The following is a 24,690-nucleotide window of genomic DNA, read 5'->3' as shown; positions in this document are numbered from 1 at the left end:
GAGTAGCTTTGCGGAGTGCTGACAATTCTCAACGCCGCGAAGCGGGTGTTGGTGGGGCGGCCGTTCCGGAACGACCGCCTGGCCCACACCCTGCTTCCCAAGCGCATTGCCCTGCCGATTTTCGCCTCGGACGCCCTGTCCTCCGTGGCGTACGCCCCTGACGAAATCCTGCTGACGCTGGCCCTCGCGGGCGTGAGTGCCGTGGCTATTTCGCCGCTCGTAGGCCTCGCGGTCATGGTGGTCTTGCTCACGGTTGTTGCCTCGTACCGGCAGAACGTCCACGCCTACCCTTCCGGTGGTGGCGACTACGAAATCGCCAACGTCAACCTGGGGAAGTTCGCTGGCCTGACCGTCGCCGCCGCGTTGTTGGTGGACTACGTCCTCACCGTCGCAGTGTCGATGTCCTCCGCCGCGGCGTACCTGACCACGGCGATCCCCTCGCTGCACGGGCAGCAGGCGCTCATCGCCACAGTCGGCGTCATCGTCCTGGCACTCGTCAACCTGCGCGGAATCAAGGAAGCGGGCAGTGTCTTCGCGGTTCCCACCTATATCTTCATGTTCTCCATCCTGGGCATGACGGCCGTCGGTATCTTCCAGGCGGCCACGGGCCAACTCGGCCAGGCTCCCTCGGCAGCCTTCACCATCGTCCCGCAAGAGGGATTCGACCAGGGGCTCGTGGGCCTGGCAGGCGCGTTCCTGCTGCTGCGGGCCTTCTCCTCCGGAGCCGCCGCACTGACCGGCGTGGAGGCCATCAGCAACGGTGTGCCGAACTTCAAGAAACCCAAGAGCAAGAACGCGGCCACTACGCTCTTGCTGCTCGGCGTCATCGCCTCGGCCATGCTCGCGGGCATCATCTACCTCGCCAACGCCACCAAGGTCCACATCGTGCTGGATCCGGCCAAGGAATTCCTCCTGCATGGCCAGCCGCTCCCGGACGACTACATCCAGAACCCTGCCATCAGCCAGATTGCACAGACGATCTTCGGCGCCGGGTCCATCCCGTTCTACGTTGTTGTTGCCGCGACGGGCGTCATCCTCGTCTTCGCCTCCAACACGGCGTTCAACGGATTCCCGGTCCTGGGGTCCATCCTCGCCCAGGACGGCTACCTTCCCCGCCAGCTTCGGACCCGCGGAGACCGCCTGGCCTTCAGCAACGGCGTCCTCGCCCTTGCTGCCGGCGCCTTGGTCCTCATCATTTCCTTCAACGCCGATGTCACCAAGCTCATCCAGCTGTACATCGTGGGCGTCTTCATTTCCTTCACGATGAGCCAGTTGGGCATGGTGCGTCACTGGGGCAGGGAACTCAAACTTGCGCAGGACAAAGCCGTCCGCCTCAGGATCGTGAAGTCGCGCACCATCAACATGCTCGGCTTCGCCATGACGGCGCTGGTGCTGACCATCGTGCTGATCACCAAGTTCGAACAGGGTGCCTGGATCGCCCTTCTCGCGATGTTCGTCCTGTTCCTCATCATGTGGAGCATCCGCGCCCACTACGACAACGTGGCCAAGGAACTGGCCGTTGACGAAGATTCTTCCCCGCGTGCATTGCCTACCCGGGTCCATGCCGTGCTCCTGGTGTCCCACGTCCGCAAACCGGTGCTGCGCGCCCTCGCCTACGCGCGGGCGTCGAGGCCGTCCCGGCTTGACGCCATCATCGTCGACATCGACCACGAGGAAACCGCGCACACCGTCGAGGCCTGGGACAAACTGGACATCCCTGTGCCGCTGACCGTTTTGGCGAGCCCGTACCGCGAAACCGTCACGCCGATCCTCGACTACGTCAAGAACATGCGCCGTGATTCCCCGCGCGACCTGATCGTCGTCTACATCCCGGAATACGTCGTCGGCAAGTGGTGGGAACAACTCGTCCACAACCAGACCGCCTTGCGCATCAAGGCCAGGCTCCACTTTGAACCTGGCGTCATGGTGGCCAGCGTCCCCTGGCAATTGAAATCCTCCGAAGAAGCAAAGGCATTGCAGGATACCTGATGACCCACCCGATCAACACCGAGTCCAGCTCGCCCACGGCCCAGGACGGAGCTGCCACGGAGCTGGTGGTGGACGTCGGCCCCATCGCCCATGGCGGCCACTTTGTCGCACGGCACGAAGGCCGGGTTATTTTTGTCCGGCACGGCATCCCGGGGGAGAAGGTCCGGGTCCGGCTGACCGACGCAGGAGAGTCTTCCCGTTTCTGGCGTGCCGACGTCGTCGACGTCCTGGAAGCGTCAGACGACCGGACGCGCCATTTCTGGCCGCTCGCCGACTCTCTTGCCGCCTGGCGCAAGGGCGGTCCGCCCGTGGGCGGCGCCGAACTCGGGCACGTAACACTGGAACGGCAACGGCTGCTCAAATCCGAAGTCCTCGCCGAACAGTTGAAGCGGCTCGCCGGCGTCGAACTCGATGTCGAAGTGGAGCCGGCGGCCGCCGGTGACGCGGCCCTCGGCGGTGTTGCGGCATCCGACGGCGATACCGGGCTCGGCTGGCGGACCCGTGCCAGCTTTGCCGTCACCCCCGGTGGCCGGCTGGGGATGCATGCCCACCGCTCCGACGTCGTGATTCCAGTCCACGAAATGCCCTTGGCGCTGCCGGGCATCAACGAGTTGCGGCTCTGGGACATCGACCTGCGGGGGATCTCGCGGGTGGAGGTGGCCGCGCCCGCCAACGGATCGCGTCCCCTCGTCCTTCTCGCCCCGGAGGAGGGTACTGACGCCCGGCGCCTCAACCGGATCCTGGGCCAGCTCCCGCAGGAAGTCTCAGTGGCGAGCTTCGACCCCGTGGGTGGAGACGTCCTGCAGTTGCGCGGCAGGACGTGGGTCCAGGAATCGGCTGCCGGCCACGAATACCGGGTGACGGGAGAAGGGTTCTGGCAGATCCACAAGGACGCGCCCGGGACCCTGGTGGGGGCGGTGACGGGATTCCTGCACGACGGCGGATACCTCCTTCCGGGATCGGCCGTCGCCGATCTTTACGCGGGAGCCGGATTGTTTACGGCGCCCTTGGCGGATGCCGTGGGGATCACCGGTTCGGTGCTGTCCGTCGAAGGATCGCCCGGGACCAGCCGCGATGCCCGCAAGAACCTGCACGGAGAGACCCAGGTGGAAATTGTCCAGGGCAGGGTGGAACGTGTCCTCCGGCAGCGCTCCCGGAGCTTCGACGCCTTGGTGATCGACCCGCCGCGGGCCGGCGCCGGCAAGGCCGTGGTCAGCCAGCTCATCGAGTCCGGGCCGCGCGCAATCGCCTATGTGTCGTGTGATCCGGCCTCCTTCGCGCGTGATCTGGGGTACTTCCGGAACGGCGGATGGCGCCTCGAATCCCTCCGGGCGTTTGACTTGTATCCGCACACACACCACCTGGAGACCGTTGCGTTGCTGGTGCCCGCGGCATAGGCGCCACTACGATGGGGGAGAAGTCCTACGTCGCGCTTCACTTCTCCACCGGCCGGCAGTCGCTCAGATTAGGTTTGCCTAACTAGCTAGCGGTCAACCACGCGACAAAGATGAAAGCTGTTGCGAGAGGAGTCCTGCCATGAGCACTGTGGACAGCTTCGGTTCCAAAGGCGTACTGAATGTAGCCGGCACCGATTATGAAATTTTCCGGTTGAACTCCGTTGAGGGCGCAGACAGCCTTCCGTTCAGCCTTAAGGTATTGCTTGAAAACCTCCTGCGGACAGAAGATGGCGCCAATATCACGGCCGACCACGTCCGCGCCCTGGCTGGCTGGGACCCGGATGCCCAGCCAGACACCGAGATCCAGTTCACCCCGGCCCGAGTCATCATGCAGGACTTCACCGGGGTTCCCTGTGTGGTTGACCTTGCCACCATGCGTGAAGCCATCAAGGACCTCGGCGGCGACCCCAAGCGCGTCAACCCGCTGGCTCCGGCTGAGATGGTCATCGACCACTCCGTGCAGATCGATGCCTTCGGCAACTCCGGCGCGCTTGAGCGCAACATGGAGATCGAATACCAGCGCAACGGCGAGCGTTACCAGTTCCTGCGTTGGGGCCAGACTGCTTTCGACGACTTCAAGGTTGTCCCCCCGGGAACCGGCATCGTCCACCAGGTCAACATCGAATACCTGGCACGCACCGTCATGACCCGCGAAGTTGACGGCGTCCTCCGCGCCTACCCGGACACCTGCGTCGGCACGGACTCCCACACCACCATGGTCAACGGCCTGGGCGTGCTCGGCTGGGGCGTTGGCGGCATCGAAGCCGAGGCCGCCATGCTTGGGCAGCCCGTTTCCATGTTGATCCCGCGCGTTGTCGGCTTCAAGCTCACCGGCTCCATCCCCGCCGGCGCCACCGCCACGGACGTCGTCCTGACCATCACCGAGCAGCTGCGCAACCACGGCGTGGTCGGCAAGTTCGTGGAATTCTACGGCGAAGGCGTTGCGGCCGTGCCGTTGGCCAACCGCGCCACTATCGGCAACATGAGCCCGGAGTTCGGCTCAACGGCAGCGATGTTCCCGATCGACGACGTCACCCTCGAGTACTTGCGCCTCACCGGCCGCTCCGAGCAGAACGTCGCCCTGGTCGAGGCCTACGCGAAGGAACAGGGCCTCTGGCACGATCCCTCGCACGAGATCAAGTTCTCCGAGTACCTCGAGCTCGACCTGTCCACGGTTGTTCCCTCGATCTCGGGCCCGAAGCGTCCCCAGGACCGCATCATCCTCACCGAGTCCAAGGCCCAGTTCCGCGAGGACCTGCGCAACTACGTGAAGGAAGACCTGGCCGACGGAAGCCTGGACGAAGCGATCGACGAGAGCTTCCCGGCCTCCGATTCGCCGTCGTTCACCGCCACCGCGACGCACCTGTCCGACGTCGCGCCGCACGGACACGGCCCGAAGTCCAACGGTCGTCCGTCGAACAAGGTGAGCGTCACAACAGCGGACGGCCGCGAATTCGAACTGGACCACGGTGCCGTTTCGATCGCGTCGATCACGTCCTGCACCAACACGTCCAACCCGTCGGTGATGCTTGCTGCCGCGCTGCTCGCCCGCAACGCCGTCGACAAGGGCCTCACGTCCAAGCCGTGGGTCAAGACTTCGGTTGCTCCCGGCTCCAAAGTTGTCACCGACTACTACGAGAAGTCCGGCCTGACCCCCTACCTGGAGAAGCTCGGCTTCTACATCGTGGGCTACGGCTGCGCCACCTGCATCGGCAACTCTGGACCGCTCGACGCCGAAATCTCCGAGGCCATCCAGGCCAACGACCTTTCCGTCTCGGCTGTCCTCTCCGGCAACCGCAACTTCGAAGGCCGCATCAACCCGGACGTCAAGATGAACTACCTGGCCTCCCCGCCGCTGGTCATCGCCTACGCCCTGGCCGGAACCATGGACTTCGACTTCGACGCCGATCCGTTAGGCCAGGACCAGGACGGCAACGATGTCTTCTTGAAGGACATCTGGCCGAACCCGGTCGAGGTCCAGAAGGTCATCGATTCCTCGATCGACAAGGAAATGTTCGCCCGCGGCTACGAGGGCGTCTTCGACGGCGACGACCGCTGGAAGGCACTCGACACTCCGGCAGGCGACACCTTCGCCTGGGACGCCAAGTCCACCTACGTGCGGAAGCCCCCGTACTTCGAAGGCATGAAGGCGCAGCCGGAACCGGTAACGGACATCGCCGGAGCCCGCGTGCTGCTGAAGCTCGGCGACTCCGTCACCACCGACCACATCTCCCCGGCCGGTTCTTTCAAGTCGGACACCCCGGCAGGCCAGTACCTTCTGGCCAACGGCGTGGAGCGCAAGGACTTCAACTCCTACGGTTCGCGCCGTGGCAACCACGAGGTCATGATCCGCGGAACCTTCGCGAACATACGCATCAAGAACCAGCTGCTCGCTGACTTCAACGACGGTGCGGGCGTCGAGGGTGGCTTCACCCGCGACTTCACCCAGGCGGACGGCCCCCAGGCCTACGTCTACGACGCTGCCCAGAACTACCAGGCAGCCGGCACCCCGCTGGTGGTCCTGGCCGGCAAGGAGTACGGCTCCGGCTCGTCCCGTGACTGGGCTGCCAAGGGAACCGCGCTGCTGGGCGTCAAGGCTGTCATCGCCGAAAGCTACGAGCGCATCCACCGCTCCAACCTCATCGGCATGGGCGTCCTCCCGCTGCAGTACCCGGCCGGCGAATCGGCTGCGTCGCTCGGCCTGGTCGGAACGGAAACGTTCTCCGTGGAGGGCGTCACCGAGCTGAACAACGGCACCACGCCGCGGACGCTCAAGGTCACGGCAACGGCCGAGGACGGCAGCACCAAGTCCTTCGACGCCGTGTTGCGTATCGATACGCCGGGCGAAGCGGACTACTACCGCAACGGCGGCATCCTGCAGTACGTTCTGCGCCAAATCTCGGCCCACTAGCCGATACCGGCGCGGGCTCCGCCTGCGCCAAAGGCAAAAGCTACAGCCCCGGCTGGTCATCGACCGGCCGGGGCTGTAGCCTTTCCTGCGGCTTGGTTCCGGCCAAGGCGTTAGAGTTGTATAGCACGTCAACCACCCTAAGGAGGGGCCGTTGGGACTCTTGGAGACAATCCGGAACCCGCAGGACCTGAGCAAGCTCACCAGTCAGCAGCTGGAGCAGCTTGCAGGCGAGATCAGGACTTTCCTCATCACCAACGTCGCCCAAACGGGTGGTCACCTTGGACCGAACCTTGGCGTGGTGGAACTCACCATGGCCATCCATAAGGTCTTCGATTCGCCGCGCGACAGCATCGTTTTCGACACCGGCCATCAGTCCTACGTCCACAAATTGCTGACCGGCAGGCAGGATTTCAGCACCCTCCGGCAGCAAGGTGGCATGTCCGGCTACCCCGATCGTGCCGAGTCCGAGCACGACATCGTGGAAAGCTCCCACGCGTCCTCCTCTTTGTCCTGGGCCGACGGTATCTCCCGTGCCCGCCAGTTGACCGGCGAGGGCGACCGCTGCGTTGTCGCCGTCGTCGGAGACGGTGCGCTGACGGGCGGCATGGCCTGGGAGGCAATCAACAACATCGCCGCCGACAAGCGGCGACGCGTGGTGATCGTCGTCAACGACAATGGCCGCTCCTATGCCCCGACGGTCGGCGGTCTTGCCGACTACCTCGCTTCGCTGCGCCCCACGATCGATTCCTTCCGGGCAGCCCCCACCTATGAAGTGGTGTTGGACTGGTGGAAGAAGAAACTCCAAAGCGGCGGCCCGATCGGCCAGTTCACCTACAGGAGCCTGCATGCCATGAAGAAGGGCATCAAGGACTGGTGGGCTCCGCAAGGCATGTTCGAAGACCTCGGCATGAAGTACATCGGCCCTGTCGACGGCCACAACATGCGTGCCCTTGAGCACGCGCTGACTACCGCCCGTAATTACGGCGGCCCGGTGATCGTCCACGCCATGACTGAAAAGGGGCACGGCTACGCGCCTGCCCTCGCCAACGAGGCGGACCAGTTCCACGCCGTCGGGATCATCGATCCCGAAACCGGCGAACCCACCGAAGCGGGTGGAGCCCGCTCGTGGACATCCGTGTTCGCTGAGGAAATCGCGGACATCGCCGATGAGCGCGAAGACATCGTCGGTATCACCGGGGCCATGCTGATCCCCGTCGGGTTGCACAAGTTCGCTGAACGGCACCCTGAAAGAGTGATCGACGTCGGGATCGCCGAACAGCACGCCCTCACCTCGGCCGCAGGCATGGCCTTCGGTGGACTGCACCCCGTCGTCGCCGTTTACGCGACGTTCCTGAACCGTGCCTTCGACCAGCTCCTCATGGACGTCGCCCTGCACAAAGCCGGAGTGACGGTCGTGTTGGACCGCGCCGGCGTGACGGGCCCGGACGGGGCCAGCCACCACGGCATGTGGGACATGGCGATGGTCCAGATCGTTCCAGGGCTGCACCTCGCGGCTCCGCGGGATGCCAGCCGCCTGCGGGAAGAACTTCGCGAAGCGGTTGCCATCGCCGACGCGCCCAGCGTGGTGCGCTTCTCCAAGGGCAGCGTGGGAAGCGAGATCGAAGCGATCGAACGGCTTTCCGACGGCGTCGACGTGCTCGCGCGCCGCCCCGAAGGCTCTACCGAGAACGATGTCCTGGTTGTCAGCGTAGGCGCAATGTCCGAACTCGCCCTCGACGTCGCGTCCCGGCTCGGATCCCAAGGCATCAGTTCCACCGTGGTGGATCCGCGGTGGGTCCTGCCTGTACGCAAGTCCATCATCGCCCTCGCTGCCCGGCACCGTTTGGTGATCTGCATCGAAGACGGCGTCCGGGCAGGCGGCGTCGGCTCCCGGATCCGCCAGGAGATGCGCGCGGCCGGCGTGGACACGGCCCTCAACGAAGTGGGGCTTCCGGTCGAATTCCTCGACCATGGAACCAGAAGCCAAGTCCTTGAGCGCGTGGGCCTTACCGCCCAACAGATAACGCACGACGTCGTCGCGCAGGTCCTGGGGACAAAGGTGCCTTTCGCGCGGCCCCTGCCAGGACAAGAACACCCCAGCACAGGCAGTCTCCCCAAACTGTGAACCGCCTGTTCAGCGCAGTATCCAACAAACAGGCACCCTTCGACGGCACAGGTCCGAACAGCACCTGCCCGGAGTGGTTCAGAAAAGGACAGGCATGAGCGGCATCATCCGCACCTATAAGCGCGACGACGAAGCGGTCCTGCATTTCCGGGAAGCCTGGTATGACGACGAATTCAAGCAGTTCGTCATCAACCACGGGGTCGTAGGACACCAGAGCAGCACTGACGAAACCGACGTCGACGACGAATCCGCCGTCGAAGGCCTCATGACGGCCTTTGCCGCGCAATGCGAAGAGGATGGCTACGCGGAGATTCCCGAGACCGAGCAGTTTTGGGTGGTCGCTCAGATCGCGCTCAAGACGAAGGACGGCACCGACCGCGACCGCTATCTTGAACGCAAGGCGAAGGCCGCCCTGACGAGCGAACTGGCCTGGCGCGGTTTGGGTACCGTGGATCGATCCGATATCAGCGACTCGAAGCTCAACATTTTCTGCCTGTGCCCGGATGTCAACAAGGCCGTCAACGCCATCAAGGTGTGCATCAGGGGAGAAGACCTGGACTTCACCAAGCTGAGCATCGCGGCGGCGCCCCATGCCGAACCCACCGCATTCAAAGTAAAACACTCGCCGAAAACGGGCGCGGGCTTTACCCTCTAAGGACCACATCACCGCTTCGAAGGGACACGCATGGCGCCCAAGAGCAACTGGCCCGGACACACTCCGCTGCCCAAGGGCTTGTCCGCTCCCGCACGAAGGGCACTCGCCCACGAAGGTCTGGAAACCCTGGAACAACTCGCCGAGTTCGGCGAGGGACGGGTCGCGGCCCTGCACGGCATGGGACCCAAGGTCATGGCCCAGTTGCACGATGCGATGGAAGAAGCGGGAATCGCCTTCGGATCCTGAGCGGCGGACCCGCCCCCGCGGTCGTTGTAGGGTGAAACCATGACTGAATATCGCCGTCTTGGAAATTCCGGATTGACCGTCTCAGTAGTCGGTTTGGGGTGCAACAATCTCGGGCGGGCCAATACGGCCACTGAATCGCAGGAGGGTACCAACGCGGTAGTGCACGCCGCCTTGGACGCCGGAGTGACGCTTTTCGATGTTGCAGACGTCTACGGCCGGGAGCCCGGCCTCAGCGAGACCATGCTGGGCGTCGCCCTGAAAGGTCGCAGGGACGACGCCGTCGTGGCCACGAAATTCGGCATGGATATGCACGGCGCCAACGGCAACGATTTCGGCGCCCGGGGATCGCGCCGCTACATCATCCAAGCAGCCGAGGCATCGCTGCGCCGCCTCGGCACGGACTGGATTGACCTGTACCAGTACCACACCCCGGACCCCCTCACCCCGGTTGACGAGACCCTCGCAGCCCTCGATGACCTCGTCACAAGCGGCAAGGTCCGGTACCTCGGCCATTCCAACCGTGCTGGGTGGCAGATCGCCGAAGCCGAATACGTCGCACGGATACAGGGCGGTGCACGGTTCATTTCGACGCAGAACCACTACAACCTTCTGGACCGCCGCGCGGAACTCGAAGTCCTTCCGGCCGCCCAGGCTTTCGGGCTCGGTGTCCTGCCGTATTTCCCCCTGGCGAACGGGCTCCTGACGGGCAAGTATGCTCCAGGCAGCGCCCCGGAAGGATCGCGCCTCAGCCACACGCGGACCAACATGGTCCACGACGCCGACTGGGTCCAGTTGGGCAGGTTCAGCCAATTCGCCAAGGAGCGGGACCTGAACGAACTGCAGCTGGCCTTCTCCTGGCTGGCCGCCCAGCCCGCAGTCAGCAGCGTCATTGCGGGAGCCACCCGCCCGGAGCAGATCGCAGAAAACGCGAAAGCCGTGCGCTGGGTGCCCACGGCGGAAGAACGTGCCGAAATGGACGACATCTTCCCGCGCACGCCCAAGGTAGCCCTTTTCTAAGGAGCGTTCCATGAGCGGGGAGCAGGCAGCGGCTGCAGGCCGGCGCGAATCCGTGAGCTTGCTGGTGGACTGCGACACAGGAATCGACGACGCCCTGGCCCTCGCCTACCTGTGCAGCCAGCCGCAGGTGGAACTCGTCGCAGTGAGCAGCACTCCGGGCAACGTCGGGGCGGAGCAGGTGGCACGCAACAACCTGTCCCTGCTCGAGTTGTGTGGCCGCCCTGACGTGCCCGTTGCCATCGGGGCCCGGGCTCCGCTGCGGATCCCGCTGACCACCACGCCGGAAACCCACGGTCCCCAAGGCGTGGGCTACGCCGAGCTACCGGAACCGCGCGGACAACTGAACGGCGTCGACGCCGTCGAGCTTTGGGTCGAAGCGGCCCGGTCACGGCCGGGGGAGCTGACCGCCCTGTTGACGGCGCCCCTCACCAACTTTGCCCGCGCCCTGCGGGCCGAGCCGCGGCTGCCGGAGCTGCTGCGCGGCGTCGTGATCATGGGTGGCAGCTACTACTACCAGGGCAACACGACGCCCACCGCCGAGTGGAACACCCACGTTGATCCGCACGCAGCCGCCGAGGTGTTTGCGGCCTTCTCCGGACTTCCCGAGGAATGCCTTCCGGTGGTGTGCGCCTTGGAGACCACGGAACGGATCGAACTGACACCCGGGCACGTGGCGGCCTTGGCTGCCGAGGCGGGTTGCACGGAGCCGGAACTTGTCCTCCCGGAGCAGCCGGAGGGACGGCGCAGTACTGCGTCCAACGAACTCGTGCGGCACCTCAGCGATATGCTGCGCTTCTATTTCGAGTTCCACCGAAAGTACGGCCAAGGCTACGTGGCGCACATCCACGACTACTTCGCGGCGTCCGTCGCCGCACGCACTGCCAGGTACAGCACCCGCACGGCCACGGTGCACGTCGAGACGGCGGCCCCCAAGCTCATCGGAACCACCGTGGCGGACTTCCGCGGACTGTGGGGCGAGCCTCCCAACGCGCGCATCGTCTCGGAAAACCACCCAAGCGAAGCCTTCGCCGAACTGGTGCGCGCATTGGGCGGCCTTGCCCGGAGCCTGCCGGGTTCTTGACGCCGGAACGCTACCCGGCGGCCGGCTTCGACGCGATCCCGGGAGCCAGGAAGCGTTTGCCGTTGACACGCTCGGAGGCGCCCACCCGATCCAGATACGGTGTGATGCCGCCCAGGAACATCGGCCAGCCGGCGCCGAGGATGACACAGAGGTCAATGTCTTCAGGCCCGGCCACCACGCCTTCGGACAGCATGAGTCCGATTTCCTCGGCCAGGGCGTCCTGCGTGCGACGAAGGACCTCCTCGGAAGTGGACGGCGTGGTGCCGAAGGACATGAGTGCCAACGTGTCGGCCGGGATGACCGGCTGTCCGTCAGGACCCGGAGCCCAGAGTGACTTCACGCCGTTGTCAACCAACTTCTGCAGGTTCTGGGATACCGCAAAACGCTCGCCGAAGGCAGCGTGCAGCGATTCCTGGACGTGCTGGGCGACCGGAAGGCCTACCATCGCGCTGAGGGTGAACGGACTCATCGGCAGGCCCATGGGGCGAAGCGCCGAATCGGCGACGTCCGCCGGCGTCCCTTCGTCGAACGCGGCAATGACTTCGCCCATGAGCCGCAGCAGGATCCGGTTGACAACGAAAGCGGCGGCGTCCTTGACCAGCACGGCTGTCTTCTTCAATCCCTTGGCGAGCTCGAACGCGGTGGCCAGCACGGCGTCGTCGGTCTTCGGGGCACGCACGATCTCCAGGAGCGGCATGACGGCGACGGGGTTGAAGAAGTGGAACCCGACCAGGCGTTCCGGGTGCTGCAGATCCTCAGCCATCGCGGTCACGGACAGCGAGGACGTGTTGGTGGCGAGGATGCATTCGGGGGAGACAATGGCCTCCACTTCGGCGAAGACCTGCTTCTTGACGTTGAGTTCTTCGAAGACAGCTTCAATGACGAAGTCCGCGTCGGCGAATGCCTCTTTGGAGACGGAGCCGGTGACCAGGGCCTTGGTCCGGTTGGCGGCGTCGGAGCTGATCCGCTTCTTGCCGAGCAGCTTGTCCACCTCCGCATGGACGTAGGCAACTCCCTTGTCCACGCGTTCCTGGTCGATGTCCGTCAGGACCACGGGCACTTTGAGCTGGCGCGCGAACAGCAGGGCGAGCTGGCTCGCCATCAGGCCGGCACCGACGACGCCGATCTTCGTCACCGGGCGCGCGAGCTTGCGGTCGGGCGCACCTGCAGGCCGCTTCGAGCGCTTCTGCACGAGGTCCAGGAAGGCGTAGACGGTGGAACGGAACTCGTCCGTCTGCATCAACTCTGCGAGGGTCTCGCATTCCAGGGCCGCGGAATCCGCCTTGCCCATGGTCCGGTTGGCCTCGAGGATATCCAGCACCTTGGCCGGAGCCGGTGATGCGTTTGAGGTTTTGGCTTCCACGAACGCACGGCCCGCCGCCACAGCGCCGGCCCAGCGTTCGGCAACCGAGGGGTCCTCCGGGTCCACGGAGTTGCTCCGATCCGGGACGGCCTCGCCCGCGATCACTTTCGCGGCCCAGGCAATGGACTGCTCCACGAAATCCGCGGGTTCGAAGATCGCGTCGGCAATGCCCAGCTGGAAAGCCTGGGGACCGGTGAGCGTGCGGTTGTTGCTCAGCGGATTCTCGATCATGACCTTGACGGCGTTTTCCGGGCCGATGAGTCGCGGCAGGATGTAGACGCCGCCCCAACCAGGGACGAGCCCGATGAAGGCTTCGGGCAAAGCGAGGGCACCGGCGCCCGTCGAGACCGTGCGGTACGTGGACTGGAGGGCGATTTCGAGGCCGCCTCCGAGCGCGAGGCCGTTGATGAAGGCGAAGCTGGGAACACCCAGATCGGCGAGCGTCGCGTAGACATCGTGGCCCAGTTGCGCCATCCACAGGCCGTGTTCCCGCTCTTCGAGTCGCTTGACCGCAGAGAGGTCCGCGCCGGCCACCAGGAAGTATGGCTTGCCTGTGATGCCGACGCCGACGATCTCGCCGCGCGCAGCGCGATCCTTAAGGCCTTCAAGTACCGTCCCGAGCTCGACGAGGGTATTGGGTCCGAGGGTGGTGGGCTTGGTGTGGTCCAGGCCGTTGTCGAGGGTGATCAGGGCGAACGTTCCGGCGTTGCCGGGGAGTTCGATGTCCTGAACGTAGGAGTGGGTCACGGTCTCGTCCGGGAACAGTCCGGCCAGTTTCTGGAATTCTGCGGCGCTCATGCTGCGGCTCCCTTGCTCTCGGTCTCGACGGCGGTCTCGGTCTCGCTGTTGTAGCTGTTGTGGCTGTTGTAGTCGGGGTGGTGCGGGTTCTCCCAGATTACTGTGGCACCCATTCCCAAACCGATGCACATGGTAGTGATGCCGTACCGGACGGACGGGTCTTCCTCGAACTGGCGGGCCAGTTGATTCATGAGCCGAACGCCGGATGATGCGAGGGGATGCCCGACGGCGATCGCTCCGCCGTAGCGGTTGACGCGAGGGTCGTCGTCGGCGATTCCGAAGTGGTCCAGGAAGCTCAGGACCTGAACCGCGAAGGCCTCGTTGATCTCGAAAAGGTCGATGTCCCCGATGCCGAGTCCGGCGTTCTTGAGGGCCTTCTCAGTGGCCGGGACCGGGCCGATACCCATGACCTCGGGTTCGACCCCCGCGAAAGCATAGGAGACCAGGCGCATTTTCACGGACAGGCCGAGCTCTTCGGCAGCCTCCGCGGAGGCCAGGACTGCCGCCGTCGCGCCGTCGTTCAAGCCGGCCGCGTTGCCTGCGGTGACCCGGCCATGGGCCCTGAACGGCGTACGCAGCTCCGCGAGGTCTTCAACGGTGGTCCCGGGCCGCGGCGGCTCATCGACGGTGTTCACTGACCAGCCTTGTCCGGGCTTCATCGTGGCGACCGGGACCAAGTCGGGCTGGATCTGTCCCTTGCCGTAGGCGGCGGCGAGCTTTGCCTGGGACGCCGCTGCGTAGGCGTCGGTTCGCTCTTTGGTGATCGCCGGGAAGCGGTCGTGCAGGTTCTCGGCGGTGTTGCCCATATTCAGGGCGGCTGGATCGACGATCCGCTCGGACATGAACCTGGGGTTGGGATCCGCGCCCGCGCCCATGGGGTGGTTGCCCATGTGCTCCACGCCCCCGGCGATCACGACATCGTACGCGCCGAAACCGATGCCGCTCGCCGTCGTCGTGACCGCGGTCATTGCGCCGGCACACATGCGGTCGATCGCAAAGCCGGGCACGCTGCGGGGGAGGCCGGCCAGGAGGGCCGCAGTGCGGCCGATGGTCAAGCCTTGGTCGCCGGTCTGCGTCGTGGCGGCGATGGCGACTTCGTCAACGCGTTCGGCGGGCAAGCCCGGGTTGCGTCGCATCAGTTCCCGGATGCACTTGACCACGAGGTCGTCGGCGCGGGTGCCTGCATAGATGCCCTTGTCGCCCGCTTTGCCGAATGGCGTCCGGACACCGTCAACGAAAACGACGTCGCGGACTGTCCTCGGCTTGGCGCTGTTCCCGGTTTGGCTCATGTGTGACTCCTCGTTGAGACATGGATGCCGGACAGCCCTCACGGGGGAAGCCGGTGTCATTTACGGCCATGTTACTCGCCAGTAACTTAGCGCGCAAGGAGATCCCCGCTCACATATGACTGCCTTTGGTCCGATCCTCGCTCACGTATGACCGGTTTCCGGCGGACCCTCGCTCACGTCACTGAGCGGGGGTCGGGCCGGGAGGGCTTGTTTGTGAGCGGGGGTTGGGCCGAGACGCGGGAACCCCGCTTTAAGGCGCCGGGGTCCGTTCCTTGGACGCCGGGGTCCGCGGCTCTTTGGGCTCCTTGGGGGGCAACGGCTGCGGATTCAGTGACGCCTCGGTGAGGATCGGCGCCGTGATGGCGATTTGCCACTCGCGGGCGCCAAGGGCGCGCAGCTCTTCCGACACGGACTCCACGGTGATGTCCGACGGCGGCCGCCACAGCACGCGCCTCATGTAATCCGGGGTGAGCAGGTTTTCCACGGGAAGCTTGAGCCCATCGGCGGCCTCTTGTAGCCGGGGCCGGGCAGTCCCGAGCCGGGCCGCGGCTTCGGGATCGCGGTCTGTCCAGACACGAGGCGGCGGGGGAGCGTTGGTTGGAAGATGGAGCGGCGGAAGGTCGTCGGTGGTCCTCGCGCCGGCAATGCAGCGCAGCCAGCGTGGTGCTTCGCGCTGTGCCGCCCGTCCGTGGAAACCTTTGGTGGCCAGGAGCTGCGGAACGGTTGTGGGCATGGCCTTGGCGGCGGCGACCAAGGCGGAGTCGGGAATGAGGCGGCTGGGAGCAACATCCCGTTTCCGAGCGAGCTGATCCCGTTCGTACCAAAGTTCGCGCACGGCAGCCAATTGGCGGCGGTCACGGATCTGGTGCAGTCCGGAGGTCTTGCGCCACGGGTCCACCCGCGGGGCGGGAAGGCCTGCTCCGAGGATTCCGGCGAATTCCTGTTCGGCGAAATCCAGCTTGCCATCCGCTTCCAGGAGTTCGATCAGTTCTTCGCGCAGTTCGGCGAGCACCTCGACGTCGAGGGCCGCGTACCGCAGCCAGGGTTCCGGGAGGGGGCGGGTGGACCAGTCGGCGGCCGAGTGTTCCTTGGCGAGGCCGAAGCCCAGGAGCTGCTCTATGACGGCCGCCAGGCCTACGCGGGGCAGCCCGGCAAGGCGTGCGGCGAGCTCCGTGTCGAAGAGCTTGTCGGGCCACATGCCAAGCTCGGCCAGGCACGGAAGATCCTGCGTCGCGGCGTGCAGGATCCACTCGACGCCGCGCAGCGCCTCGTTGACGATTTTCAGGTCATCGAAGGGTTCGGGATCGATCAGCCAGGTGCCTGCGCCGTCGCGCCTGATCTGCACGAGGAAGGCGCGCTGCCCGTAGCGGAAGCCGGAGGCTCTTTCGGCGTCGACCCCGGCGGGGCCGGATCCCGCGGCGATGGCAGCGGCGCACCGCTCCAGGCCGGACAGGGTGTCGATGACAAGCGGCACCCCCTCGCGCGGGGCATCCAGATCGATGATCTCGGGTATTCGGCCTTCGAAGCCGTCTACCGTGATGTGTGGTGTGGGATCAGCAGCCGGAGCGCCGGCTGTGGTGGGTTCCAGATTTTCAGGGGTCATGGTGCCTTCAGTTTACCGACTCTGTGCCCGGCCGGTCCGGCCAAGGGCTCCAGCACACCTTCACAGGCTTCATGTGAGCCGCCGATTTGGCAGGGGCGTGACACCGGGAGGCAGGGGAGGGAGCCCCGCGAACGTGCAGACCATATCGCACCATGCCTCCAGATGGGCCTGGACATCGGAAGACGCTGGTGTCCATGAGGCGCGGAGTTCGATGTCGATGGTTTCAGGTCTTTCGGCCAACGTGCCGAAGCTCTCGGACAGGATGCGCGTGGCCGTTCCGCCAGCCGCCCGGTACTGGGCTGAATGGTTCTCCAGGGAGTCCACGAGCCATGTCCACGCAACGGAACCGAGCATGGCGTCATTGCCCATGTCGGCTTCCAGCTGGGCGCGGATATAGGTGACGATCCGGAATTCGCCGTCCCATACAGCCGAGCCGTCGGGATCATGGAGCAAGATGAACCGGCCTGTTGCAAGCTCGTCGTCTTCGTCGTCGGCCGTGCCGGGGGAACCCGGTGTGTTTTCGCTGGAAAATGCCATGGCGGCGGGGCCATGGACCGGGGTTCGGCCGGGACGCGTCGACCGGCTGAATACCTCTGCCCCCAGGGCAACGGCGTAGGGGGCCAAGCGGGAGGGCGCCGGGATTTCCACGAGCCGCAGCTCGCTCCGGCACTTTGCTTTTCGTAGCGTTCCCAACGCATGCAAGAAATCCGCGGGAACCTGTGCGAGTGCGTTCACCTTCGCAGATTATGTGTCCGGGGCGGCGAAACCTTGAAGCCACGCCGCCCCGTCCTGCGGCCTATGCCGCGGCCAGTTCGCGCTTGATTGCGGCAACGAAGGAATCGATGTCCTCTTCGGTGGTGTCGAAGGAACACATCCAGCGCACCTCCCGGTTCGCTTCGTTCCAGTCGTAGAACTTGAAGGAGGAGCGGAGGCGATCGGCGACGCCGGCGGGCAGTACCGCGAAGACGCCGTTGGACTCCGTGGCCTGGGTAGGCTCCACGCCCTCGATGGAGTCGACCGCCGCACGCAGCCGTGAGGCCATGGCATTCGCGTGTTCCGCTGAGCGAAGCCACAGCCCGGACTCCAGAAGCGCGACGAACTGGACCGAGATGAAGCGCATCTTGGAGGCCAGCTGCATGTTCATCTTGCGCAGGAACTTCAGCCCGTGGGCGGCCTCGGGATTCAGGGCGACCACTACTTCGCCGAACAGCAGCCCGTTCTTGGTGCCGCCGAAGGACAAGATGTCGACGCCGGCGTCGCGGGTGAACGTCCGCAAGGGCACGCCAAGGTGGGCGGCAGCATTGGCGAGCCGGGCGCCGTCCATGTGCAGTTTCATGCCCTTGGCATGGATGTGGTCGGCGATCGCCCGGATTTCTTCCGGCGTGTAGCACGTGCCGAGCTCCGTGGTCTGCGTGATGGAGACGGCCAGGGGCTGCGCGCGGTGTTCGTCGCCCCAGCCCCACGCTTCGCGGTCGATCAATTCCGGGGTCAGCTTGCCGTCCGACGTCGGGACCTGGAGAAGCTTGATGCCGCCGATCCGCTCCGGTGCGCCGTTCTCGTCCATGTTGATGTGGGCGGTCGATGCGCAGATGACCGCACCCCAGCGCGGCAGCAGCGACTGCAGGGACAACACGTTCGCGCCAGTCCCGTTGAAGACGGGGAAGCATTCGATGCCTGCGCCGAAGTGCTCCTCCATGACTTCCTGGAGCCGCTCCGTGTACTGGTCCTCCCCGTAAGAGACCTGGTGGCCGCCATTGGCTGCGGCCAGGGCCGCCAGGATTTCAGGGTGGACGCCTGAGTAGTTGTCCGAGGCGAAACCGCGGATGGAGGGATCGTGGAGGCGCCCAACGGCTTCCGTGTCGAGGGCAGCCGGGAATTCTTCTGTAGTGCTCGTCACTTGTTCATTCACGCTTTCAGTCTATTTGGCCAGGAGGAGGCGCTGTCCGTTCAGTTCCGCTGCAGGCTTGTCGAAGAGCCCGACGGCGGCCGCCGCCAAGTCCTCGACGTCCGTGTACCCGGGGAATTTCCGCTCCGGGTGCTCCCGCCGCATCGCCGCGTCCAGGAGCGACTTCACCACGAAGACGACGGCGGCGCTGTGCTGCTCCGTTGGTTCGTCCTTGTTTCCTGATTGATCGCGGCGGAAACCGTCAGCCACGGCCAGGGTCCAGGTCTCCGCGGCAGCCTTGGCCGCCGCGTAGGTGGCGGCCCCGGCGGTAGGTGCGGCGACCGCCGTCGAACTTACCATGGCGAAACGGCCCGTGGGGGAAGAGGCGACATCCTTGTAGAAGACCCTGGAGACATTCCTCAGGGTGGTGATGGCGCTTTGCTCAAGGGCGGCCCAGTCTTCGTCCGGCTGGTCTTCGATTCCCTTGGCTCCGCGCCACCCTCCCACCAGATGGATGACGCCGTCGACCCTTTCCGTGCTCCCGTGGATCTCCGAGGCGAGTTCGCGCACGGACTCAAGCCGGGAAAGATCGCATACGAGGGGAGTGACGTCGTCGCCCGCTTCGGCCGCTGCAGCCTCGATTCGGGCCTCGTTTGAGCCGATGGTGAAGACCCGGTGCCCGGCCAGCGCGAAGGTGCGGGCCACGGCGATGCCGGAAGAGTTGCTGCCACCTGTGACGACGACAGTCAGCGGTCCGCCGGTCATGAGGCTGCGGTCTGCCCGGTGATACCGGTGGTTGATTCGATGATCGGACGCATTTTCTTCTCCAGTGCTTCGTAGAACATGGACAGGGGGAATTCGTCGTCGAGGACCTGGTCTGTGAGGCCGCGGGGCGGCCCGTCGAGCGGCAGTGCCTCCGGGCCCTTCGCCCAGACCGAAGCCGGGTGCGGAGTGACCGTACCGGAAATGAGCTTATACGCTGCAAGCCAGTGGGCGGCCTTGGGGCGGTCGATCGAGCGCCAGTACAGTTCTTCGATCCGGGCACCGAGCTCGATCACGACGTCGGCTGCCTCGTCCCAGTCGATGCTGAGCTTGCTGTCGGTCCAGTGCAGGACGTGGTGCTGGTGCATCCAGGCGAAGAGGAGCTGGCCGCCCAGTCCGTCGTAGTTGCGGACCCGGTTGCCGGTGATCGCGAAGCGGAAGATGCGGTCGAAGATGACGGCGTACTGCACGAGCTTCGCGTGGCGCCGGGCGTCCGGGGAGGCATCCTCGTCCTTTTCGATCCGGACGGATTCGCGGAAAGCCGTCAGGTCGCAGCGGAGCTCCTCGAGCGAGTAGAGGAAGAACGGCATCCGTTGCTTGATCATGAACGGATCGAAGGGAAGGTCGCCGCGCATGTGGGTGCGGTCGTGGATCAGGTCCCACATGACGAACGTGCGCTGCGTGAGTTCCTGGTCATCCAGCAGCTCGGCGGCATCTGGGGGAAGCTGCAGGGACGTCGTTGCGGCGGCTGCTTTGAGCACGCGGCGGAAGCGGGCGGCCTCGCGGTCTGCGAAGATGGCGCCCCACGTGAAGGCAGGCGTTTCCCGCACTGCAACGGTCTCGGGGAAGAGGACGGCCGAATTCGTGTCGTACCCGGGAGTGAAATCCACGAAACGGATGGGTACGAACAGCTTGTTGGAGTAGTCGCCGGCCTCCAAGGCGCCGATGAACTCGGGCCAGATCACCTCGATCAGGACCGCTTCCACGAGACGGCTCGTGCTGCCGTTCTGGGTGTACATGGGGAACACTACGAGGTGCTGGAGCCCGTCTTCGCGGTGTTCCTGCGGCTGGAAGGCCAGCAGTGAGTCGAGGAAGTCCGGAACTCCGAAGCCGGCGTCGGCCCAGCGGCCGAAGTCCGCGACCAGGAGTTCGAGATAGGCGGCGTCATGCGGGAACGCAGGTGCCATGCTCTTGATGGCTTCCGTGATGGTGGCCGTGTATGCCCGGGCAGCCTCGTGGTGGAGGGAATCCTGGATGGAACCGTCCTGGCTTTGGAACGCCTGGAGGGCAGTGGCCGCGGCCTTCAGGGAAATCCAGTCCCGGTTGTCAGAGGTGATGCGCGGACGGGTGGTGGTAACGGTGATGGTCATCGTCGACGGTGCCTTTCCTCAAGAATCATTGTTCTGAGGCGAGCGTAGCAAGCGGCCAGAGTCGCTAATTCAAAAGTGGCTCGAGCATAAGAAACTCTTTCGCAAGTGGCTCCGGCAGCCCCGGAAGATCCAGCCCGGGGAGGGCTGGCCTTGGGGACTGCCGGTAGCTTGGCGCTACTGCCCGGCCCGGGACTCGACAAGCCTGAGCGAAACGGAATTTATGCAATACCGCTGGTCAGTAGGTGTGCCGTAGCCCTCACCCGCGAAAACGTGCCCCAAGTGGGAATCGCAATTGGCGCAGCGGACCTCCACCCGTTCCATTCCCAAAGTACGGTCGTGGATGTAACGGACTGTGCCTTCCGCGAGTGGTGCCCAGAAGGACGGCCAGCCGCAATGGGAATCGAATTTCTCGTTGCTGGTGAAAAGCTCTGCGCCGCACGCGCGGCACTGGTAGACGCCTGCCGTATGGGTGTCCCAGTACTCACCCGTGTACGGGCGTTCCGTTCCGGCTTGGCGAAGAACCCTGAACTCCTCCGGGGTAAGTTCCTCGCGCCACTCGGCGTCCGTTTTCTCCACGCATTGCCCGTCCTTCGGGACATCCTGGAGGGGAACCCCGGCCAAGGGGTCCGCGGCTTGGAAGTACTTCCTGTTATCTGCAGTGCTCATGCTCACTCAACGCTCACGAGTCGCCGATAAATCCCGAGCCGGCATAGAGATGCAGGACGGGCAGCCCCAACTGATCCTGGGCCTTGTTCGCCCAGTCTGTATGCAAGGTATCGGCGATCGCGTGCGGGCGCGTGACGACGACGGCCTGCGCGGCATTGAGAGCCTTGACCTTGGACACCAAGCCTGCCACCGCGCCGCCGTCGACGATTTCACCAGTCACCCCGCCACCCAGCCCATCCAGGGCCGCGAGCGACGCCGACAAGGCCTCGGCAGCCTGGGCCCGCTCCGACTGCGGATCCGGCGCCTCCGCGAGCAGATCCCGGAATGCCTTGGCTACTTCAAGCAACGAGAGGTTCTCAAGGAAGTCCACCAACAAATGCCGTTCGGTGTTTGCGGGCACCAGCACCACCAGGGGCGAGTCTCCGCCGTCGATCAGTTTGGCAATATTGACGCGGTCGTCCGGGCCGAGAGGCTCTTCGGTAAGGATGACGATTGGTTCACTCATGGCTACAGCGTAGACCTGAGCCGTGCCGGGAGGCATGGTTTCGCGCGGCAATTCTGTTCTCGCCGCGGTGTTGCCTCCCGCGAGGAAACGCCACAGAGGGCGCTGTTCGGAACACTGCCCCGCAACCGGGAGAATGGTCACATGGCATCCATGACCCGAGCTGCGCCAAACGTTGAGACCGGTGCGAAAATGTCCGTCCGCGCCAAATGGGCCGTTGCGGGGATCGTTGCTGGAAGCAGCATCGCCGGCTTGCTGGGCGCAGGGTCTTCTGCGCTCGCAGCCTATTTTGCCCGGCGTGTCATTACCCCCTCAACGCGCGAGGCCGACCAGGAGGTGTTGGCGGTGGTACGCGGTGATAAGGGGCTCCAGGTCATTCTCGCGGCCACCCCGGACACAACCGTCGACGGCGTGTTCAGCCTCTTCTTCGCGGGCGGGACAGGGTTCGCGCGGATCGGTCGGATCGTGTCCTATTCGCCCGCCGAACGGACGGTGCAGCGCGAAGTCGAGGAAGTCTATAGCGGGGATCTGTCGACGGCCCGGCGCGGGTGGTGGAGCGGTGCTGTGTACGACTCCCCGGCGGCGCTTGGCCTGGACTCCGAAGACATACAGATCGACGTCGAGGGTGGGCAGGCGCCTGCGTGGCTGGTTCCGTCAAGCGCCGGGAAACCGGCGAAAACCTGGGCGATCATGGTCCATGGCCGTGGGGCCACGCGGCTCGAAGGCTTGCGAGCCGCGCGCGTAGCGCACGACCTTGGGCTCAACAGCCTGCTCATTTCCTACCGGAACGACGGCCTGGCGCCGTCTGCCCCGGACGGGCGGTACGGCCTGGGGTCGACGGAATGGCACGACGTCGACGCCGCCATTGAGTACGCACTCGCGCACGGCGCCCACGAAGTGGTCCTGTTCGGGTGGTCGATGGGCGGGGCGATCTGCCTGCAGACGGCCGATCTCTCGCATCACCGCCATGTGATCAGGGCCATGGTCCTGGACGCACCCGTGATCAACTGGGTCAACGTCCTGGCGCACCACGCGCAGATCAACAGGATCCCCTACGCCGTGGGCCGTTACGGGCAGCTCATGTTGGGGCACCCGTTGGGCAGGCGCCTGACCGGCCTGGCCGCGCCCGTCGACTTGAAGGCGATGGACTGGGATGCCCGCGCCGTCGAATTGCGGACTCCAACCCTGGTCATCCACAGCGTGGACGATGAGTATGTTCCCTACGAACCCTCGGCCAGCCTCGCCGAAAAGAATCCCGACATGGTCACCTTCGAACCTTTCGAAGGCGCGCGCCACACGAAGGAGTGGAATGTGGATCCGCAGAAATGGGAGCGGTTGGTGCGCTCATGGCTCGCTCCGCACCTCACGCCCCGCGGCGGGCCTGTGTCGGCGTGAGCATGCCGGTGCTACTGCCGGCGTTTGCTAGGGGCTGCCGATCGGCGCGGTGCGTGCGCCGGTCAGCCGGATAAGGTCTGCGGGGTCCAGCTCGATGTCCAGGCCGCGGCGTCCACCGGACACGAGGACCGTGCCGAAGGCCAACGCCGATTCGTCGAGCACAGTTGGCGACGGCTGGCGCTGGCCCAGCGGGGAAATCCCGCCCAGGACATAGCCGGTGCGCCGCTCGGCCATCTTGGGGTCGGCCATGGTGGCCTTCTTCGATCCGAGAGCTGCCGCGATTGCCTTGAGATCCAGCGTGCCGCTGACCGGAACTATGCCTACCGCCAGCTTGCCGTCAATGTCCACCATCAAAGTCTTGAAGACCCGCTCGGGATCGATACCGAGGACCTCGGCCGCTTCAAGCCCGTAGCTGGGCGCCGAAGGATCGTGCGCATAGGGGTGCAGCGTGAAAGGAACGCCGGCCGCAGCCAGTACGGCTGTGGCCGGCGTTCCCTGTGAAGCCTGTTTCTTGGCCATTCCCGGTATCCCGGATCAGGACAACAAGCGGTCCGCCGCGGCGACCTTGCGCTTGATCCGCCCCAGCATGGCCGTCATGCCACGCATGCGCAAGGGAGTGATTGCCCGGGTGAGGCCCAGCAGTTCCGGCATGTCATCCGGTACAGCCAGGATCTCCGCGGCAGTCAGCCCATCCAGTCCTTCGTGCAGAACCCCCGCGAAGCCGCGCGTGGTAGGTGCCTCCGGCGGTGCCTTGAAGAACAAACGGTAAGCGACGCCGTCGGGGTTCTTTTCCTGTTCAATGGTCAGGAACAGCGGCGACTGGCACTCCACCACTTGTTCCAGCAGCTCAGGGTGGTCCAGCAGCCGTTCCGGCAAAGCCGGGAGCCCACGCGAGAACTCAAGCAACAGCTGAAGGCGATCGGGCTCGGTCAGTGCCTGGAAGTCATCGACAATTTCCGCCAATGCGGCGGGCAAAGTATAAGTACTCATCACTTCCAGCTTACGCAAGTCCGGGCCGGTCTGGCTCCTGTTGCTTGAATATGGCCTAGCCAAGGTGGCAGGCCTATCGGGCAGGGCCCGGAGATTCCGGACTACTTTCCGGCGAGTGCGGGGACGGAGCCCCGCTCAGCGCCCTTGGCGATCGGGACGCGCACCGCGTTGCCCCACTCCGTCCAGGAACCGTCGTAGTTGCGGACCGTTTCGAAACCAAGCAGGTACTTCAGGGCGAACCAGGTGTGGCTGGAACGCTCGCCGATACGGCAGTAGGCCACGACGTCGTCGCCTTCCGTGAGGCCCGCTTCCCCGAGATAGAGGTCCTCAAGTTCGGTCCGGTTACGGTACGTGCCGTCTTCGGCAGCGGCGCGTGCCCACGGGATGGACGCCGCGGTGGGGATGTGCCCCCCGCGCAGGGCGCCCTCTTCGGGGTAGGCAGGCATGTGGGTGCGCTGGCCGGTGTATTCCTCAGGGGAGCGGACGTCGATCAGCGGCTTGCCGAAGTGGGCCAGCACGTCATCCTTGAAGGCACGGATCGGGGCGTCGTTCCGGTCGATCACGGGGTACTCGCCCGGGGCGGGCT

Annotated in this window: 21 protein-coding genes; 9 read left to right on the top strand and 12 right to left on the bottom strand. The window is 65.1% G+C overall.

Annotated elements, in window-relative coordinates:
* Positions 1-15 precede the first annotated feature (15 nt).
* The 8 genes from AC3WJM_RS14690 (at position 16) to AC3WJM_RS14655 (ending at position 11,481) form a co-directional block, all read left to right on the top strand.
* Positions 16-1,989, top strand: a complete 1,974-nt coding sequence (locus AC3WJM_RS14690) for an APC family permease (protein ID WP_332603114.1) — start codon at positions 16-18, stop codon at positions 1,987-1,989.
* Positions 1,989-3,386 (top strand): class I SAM-dependent RNA methyltransferase, encoded by a 1,398-nt coding sequence (locus tag AC3WJM_RS14685; RefSeq protein WP_492272239.1) that lies wholly within the window; start codon positions 1,989-1,991, stop codon positions 3,384-3,386. Before AC3WJM_RS14690 ends, AC3WJM_RS14685 begins: the two co-directional genes overlap by 1 nt.
* Positions 3,387-3,525: 139 nt before the next feature.
* Positions 3,526-6,357, top strand: coding sequence for an aconitate hydratase (locus AC3WJM_RS14680; protein ID WP_306962474.1), 2,832 nt, complete (start codon positions 3,526-3,528; stop codon positions 6,355-6,357).
* Positions 6,358-6,508: 151 nt separating this feature from the next.
* Positions 6,509-8,482 (top strand): 1-deoxy-D-xylulose-5-phosphate synthase, encoded by a 1,974-nt coding sequence (gene dxs, locus AC3WJM_RS14675; protein ID WP_059389102.1) that lies wholly within the window; start codon positions 6,509-6,511, stop codon positions 8,480-8,482.
* A gap of 94 nt (positions 8,483-8,576) precedes the next feature.
* On the top strand, positions 8,577-9,137 hold the full coding sequence (locus AC3WJM_RS14670) for a hypothetical protein (protein WP_059389101.1): 561 nt from the start codon (positions 8,577-8,579) through the stop codon (positions 9,135-9,137).
* Positions 9,138-9,167: 30 nt separating this feature from the next.
* Complete coding sequence (locus AC3WJM_RS14665) at positions 9,168-9,383, top strand: helix-hairpin-helix domain-containing protein (RefSeq protein ID WP_028266791.1); 216 nt, start codon at positions 9,168-9,170, stop codon at positions 9,381-9,383.
* Positions 9,384-9,422: 39 nt separating this feature from the next.
* Complete coding sequence (locus tag AC3WJM_RS14660) at positions 9,423-10,400, top strand: aldo/keto reductase (protein WP_284990709.1); 978 nt, start codon at positions 9,423-9,425, stop codon at positions 10,398-10,400.
* 10 nt (positions 10,401-10,410) lie between these two features.
* Positions 10,411-11,481 carry a nucleoside hydrolase gene (locus tag AC3WJM_RS14655; RefSeq protein ID WP_492272238.1) on the top strand — a complete coding sequence of 357 codons (1,071 nt, stop codon included), beginning with the start codon at positions 10,411-10,413 and terminating at the stop codon, positions 11,479-11,481.
* Positions 11,482-11,491: 10 nt separating this feature from the next.
* On the opposite strand, the gene AC3WJM_RS14650 is transcribed toward AC3WJM_RS14655, so the two are convergent.
* From AC3WJM_RS14650 to AC3WJM_RS14610, 9 genes are all read right to left on the bottom strand, one after another.
* Positions 11,492-13,642, bottom strand: a complete 2,151-nt coding sequence (locus tag AC3WJM_RS14650; RefSeq protein WP_492272237.1) for a 3-hydroxyacyl-CoA dehydrogenase NAD-binding domain-containing protein — start codon at positions 13,640-13,642, stop codon at positions 11,492-11,494.
* The gene (locus tag AC3WJM_RS14645) at positions 13,639-14,931 is read right to left on the bottom strand and encodes a thiolase family protein (RefSeq protein ID WP_492272236.1); all 1,293 of its coding nucleotides are present in this window, start codon (positions 14,929-14,931) and stop codon (positions 13,639-13,641) included. The genes AC3WJM_RS14650 and AC3WJM_RS14645 overlap by 4 nt, the downstream gene beginning before the upstream one ends.
* A 250-nt stretch (positions 14,932-15,181) precedes the next feature.
* Entirely contained in the window at positions 15,182-16,534 is a 1,353-nt protein-coding gene (locus AC3WJM_RS14640) for an HRDC domain-containing protein (protein ID WP_284990704.1), read from the bottom strand.
* 69 nt (positions 16,535-16,603) lie between these two features.
* Positions 16,604-17,269: a DUF3000 domain-containing protein gene (locus tag AC3WJM_RS14635; protein WP_492272235.1), complete on the bottom strand. Its 666-nt coding sequence runs from the start codon at positions 17,267-17,269 to the stop codon at positions 16,604-16,606.
* A gap of 61 nt (positions 17,270-17,330) precedes the next feature.
* Positions 17,331-18,431, bottom strand: a complete 1,101-nt coding sequence (locus tag AC3WJM_RS14630) for a threonine aldolase family protein (RefSeq protein WP_492272234.1) — start codon at positions 18,429-18,431, stop codon at positions 17,331-17,333.
* A gap of 21 nt (positions 18,432-18,452) precedes the next feature.
* Positions 18,453-19,184, bottom strand: coding sequence for an SDR family NAD(P)-dependent oxidoreductase (locus AC3WJM_RS14625; protein WP_492272233.1), 732 nt, complete (start codon positions 19,182-19,184; stop codon positions 18,453-18,455).
* On the bottom strand, positions 19,181-20,551 hold the full coding sequence (locus AC3WJM_RS14620) for a DUF6421 family protein (RefSeq protein WP_284990702.1): 1,371 nt from the start codon (positions 20,549-20,551) through the stop codon (positions 19,181-19,183). Before AC3WJM_RS14620 ends, AC3WJM_RS14625 begins: the two co-directional genes overlap by 4 nt.
* Positions 20,552-20,725: 174 nt before the next feature.
* The gene (gene msrB, locus AC3WJM_RS14615) at positions 20,726-21,217 is read right to left on the bottom strand and encodes a peptide-methionine (R)-S-oxide reductase MsrB (protein WP_492272232.1); all 492 of its coding nucleotides are present in this window, start codon (positions 21,215-21,217) and stop codon (positions 20,726-20,728) included.
* Between the two features lie 13 nt (positions 21,218-21,230).
* On the bottom strand, positions 21,231-21,722 hold the full coding sequence (locus AC3WJM_RS14610) for a hypothetical protein (protein WP_492272231.1): 492 nt from the start codon (positions 21,720-21,722) through the stop codon (positions 21,231-21,233).
* 141 nt (positions 21,723-21,863) lie between these two features.
* Here AC3WJM_RS14610 and AC3WJM_RS14605 point away from each other — a divergent pair, with 141 nt between their 5' ends.
* On the top strand, positions 21,864-23,114 hold the full coding sequence (locus AC3WJM_RS14605) for an alpha/beta hydrolase family protein (protein WP_307055154.1): 1,251 nt from the start codon (positions 21,864-21,866) through the stop codon (positions 23,112-23,114).
* Positions 23,115-23,141: 27 nt separating this feature from the next.
* On the opposite strand, the gene ybaK is transcribed toward AC3WJM_RS14605, so the two are convergent.
* From ybaK to AC3WJM_RS14590, 3 genes are all read right to left on the bottom strand, one after another.
* Entirely contained in the window at positions 23,142-23,633 is a 492-nt protein-coding gene (gene ybaK / locus AC3WJM_RS14600) for a Cys-tRNA(Pro) deacylase (RefSeq protein ID WP_284990699.1), read from the bottom strand.
* A 15-nt stretch (positions 23,634-23,648) separates the two neighbouring features.
* On the bottom strand, positions 23,649-24,104 hold the full coding sequence (locus tag AC3WJM_RS14595; protein ID WP_284990698.1) for a SufE family protein: 456 nt from the start codon (positions 24,102-24,104) through the stop codon (positions 23,649-23,651).
* A 101-nt stretch (positions 24,105-24,205) separates the two neighbouring features.
* On the bottom strand, positions 24,206-24,690 hold a 485-nt coding region (locus AC3WJM_RS14590; protein WP_492272230.1), incomplete at its 5' end, for a sulfurtransferase.

It is taken from the genome of Arthrobacter sp. FW306-1B-G06A (assembly GCF_058781765.1).
This window is presented reverse-complemented; position numbering and strand designations above follow the sequence as displayed.

Coding starts and splice junctions, on each gene's coding strand:
- AC3WJM_RS14605 (WP_307055154.1), top strand. CDS start 21,864: ATGGCATCCATGACCCGAGCTGCGCCAAACGTTGAGACCGGTGCGAAA.
- AC3WJM_RS14655 (WP_492272238.1), top strand. CDS start 10,411: ATGAGCGGGGAGCAGGCAGCGGCTGCAGGCCGGCGCGAATCCGTGAGC.
- AC3WJM_RS14645 (WP_492272236.1), bottom strand. CDS start 14,931: ATGAGCCAAACCGGGAACAGCGCCAAGCCGAGGACAGTCCGCGACGTC.
- AC3WJM_RS14670 (WP_059389101.1), top strand. CDS start 8,577: ATGAGCGGCATCATCCGCACCTATAAGCGCGACGACGAAGCGGTCCTG.
- AC3WJM_RS14610 (WP_492272231.1), bottom strand. CDS start 21,722: ATGAGTGAACCAATCGTCATCCTTACCGAAGAGCCTCTCGGCCCGGAC.
- AC3WJM_RS14625 (WP_492272233.1), bottom strand. CDS start 19,184: ATGACCGGCGGACCGCTGACTGTCGTCGTCACAGGTGGCAGCAACTCT.
- AC3WJM_RS14650 (WP_492272237.1), bottom strand. CDS start 13,642: ATGAGCGCCGCAGAATTCCAGAAACTGGCCGGACTGTTCCCGGACGAG.
- AC3WJM_RS14660 (WP_284990709.1), top strand. CDS start 9,423: ATGACTGAATATCGCCGTCTTGGAAATTCCGGATTGACCGTCTCAGTA.
- ybaK (WP_284990699.1), bottom strand. CDS start 23,633: ATGGCCAAGAAACAGGCTTCACAGGGAACGCCGGCCACAGCCGTACTG.
- AC3WJM_RS14640 (WP_284990704.1), bottom strand. CDS start 16,534: ATGACCCCTGAAAATCTGGAACCCACCACAGCCGGCGCTCCGGCTGCT.
- AC3WJM_RS14680 (WP_306962474.1), top strand. CDS start 3,526: ATGAGCACTGTGGACAGCTTCGGTTCCAAAGGCGTACTGAATGTAGCC.
- AC3WJM_RS14685 (WP_492272239.1), top strand. CDS start 1,989: ATGACCCACCCGATCAACACCGAGTCCAGCTCGCCCACGGCCCAGGAC.
- msrB (WP_492272232.1), bottom strand. CDS start 21,217: ATGAGCACTGCAGATAACAGGAAGTACTTCCAAGCCGCGGACCCCTTG.
- AC3WJM_RS14620 (WP_284990702.1), bottom strand. CDS start 20,551: ATGACCATCACCGTTACCACCACCCGTCCGCGCATCACCTCTGACAAC.
- AC3WJM_RS14665 (WP_028266791.1), top strand. CDS start 9,168: ATGGCGCCCAAGAGCAACTGGCCCGGACACACTCCGCTGCCCAAGGGC.
- AC3WJM_RS14595 (WP_284990698.1), bottom strand. CDS start 24,104: ATGAGTACTTATACTTTGCCCGCCGCATTGGCGGAAATTGTCGATGAC.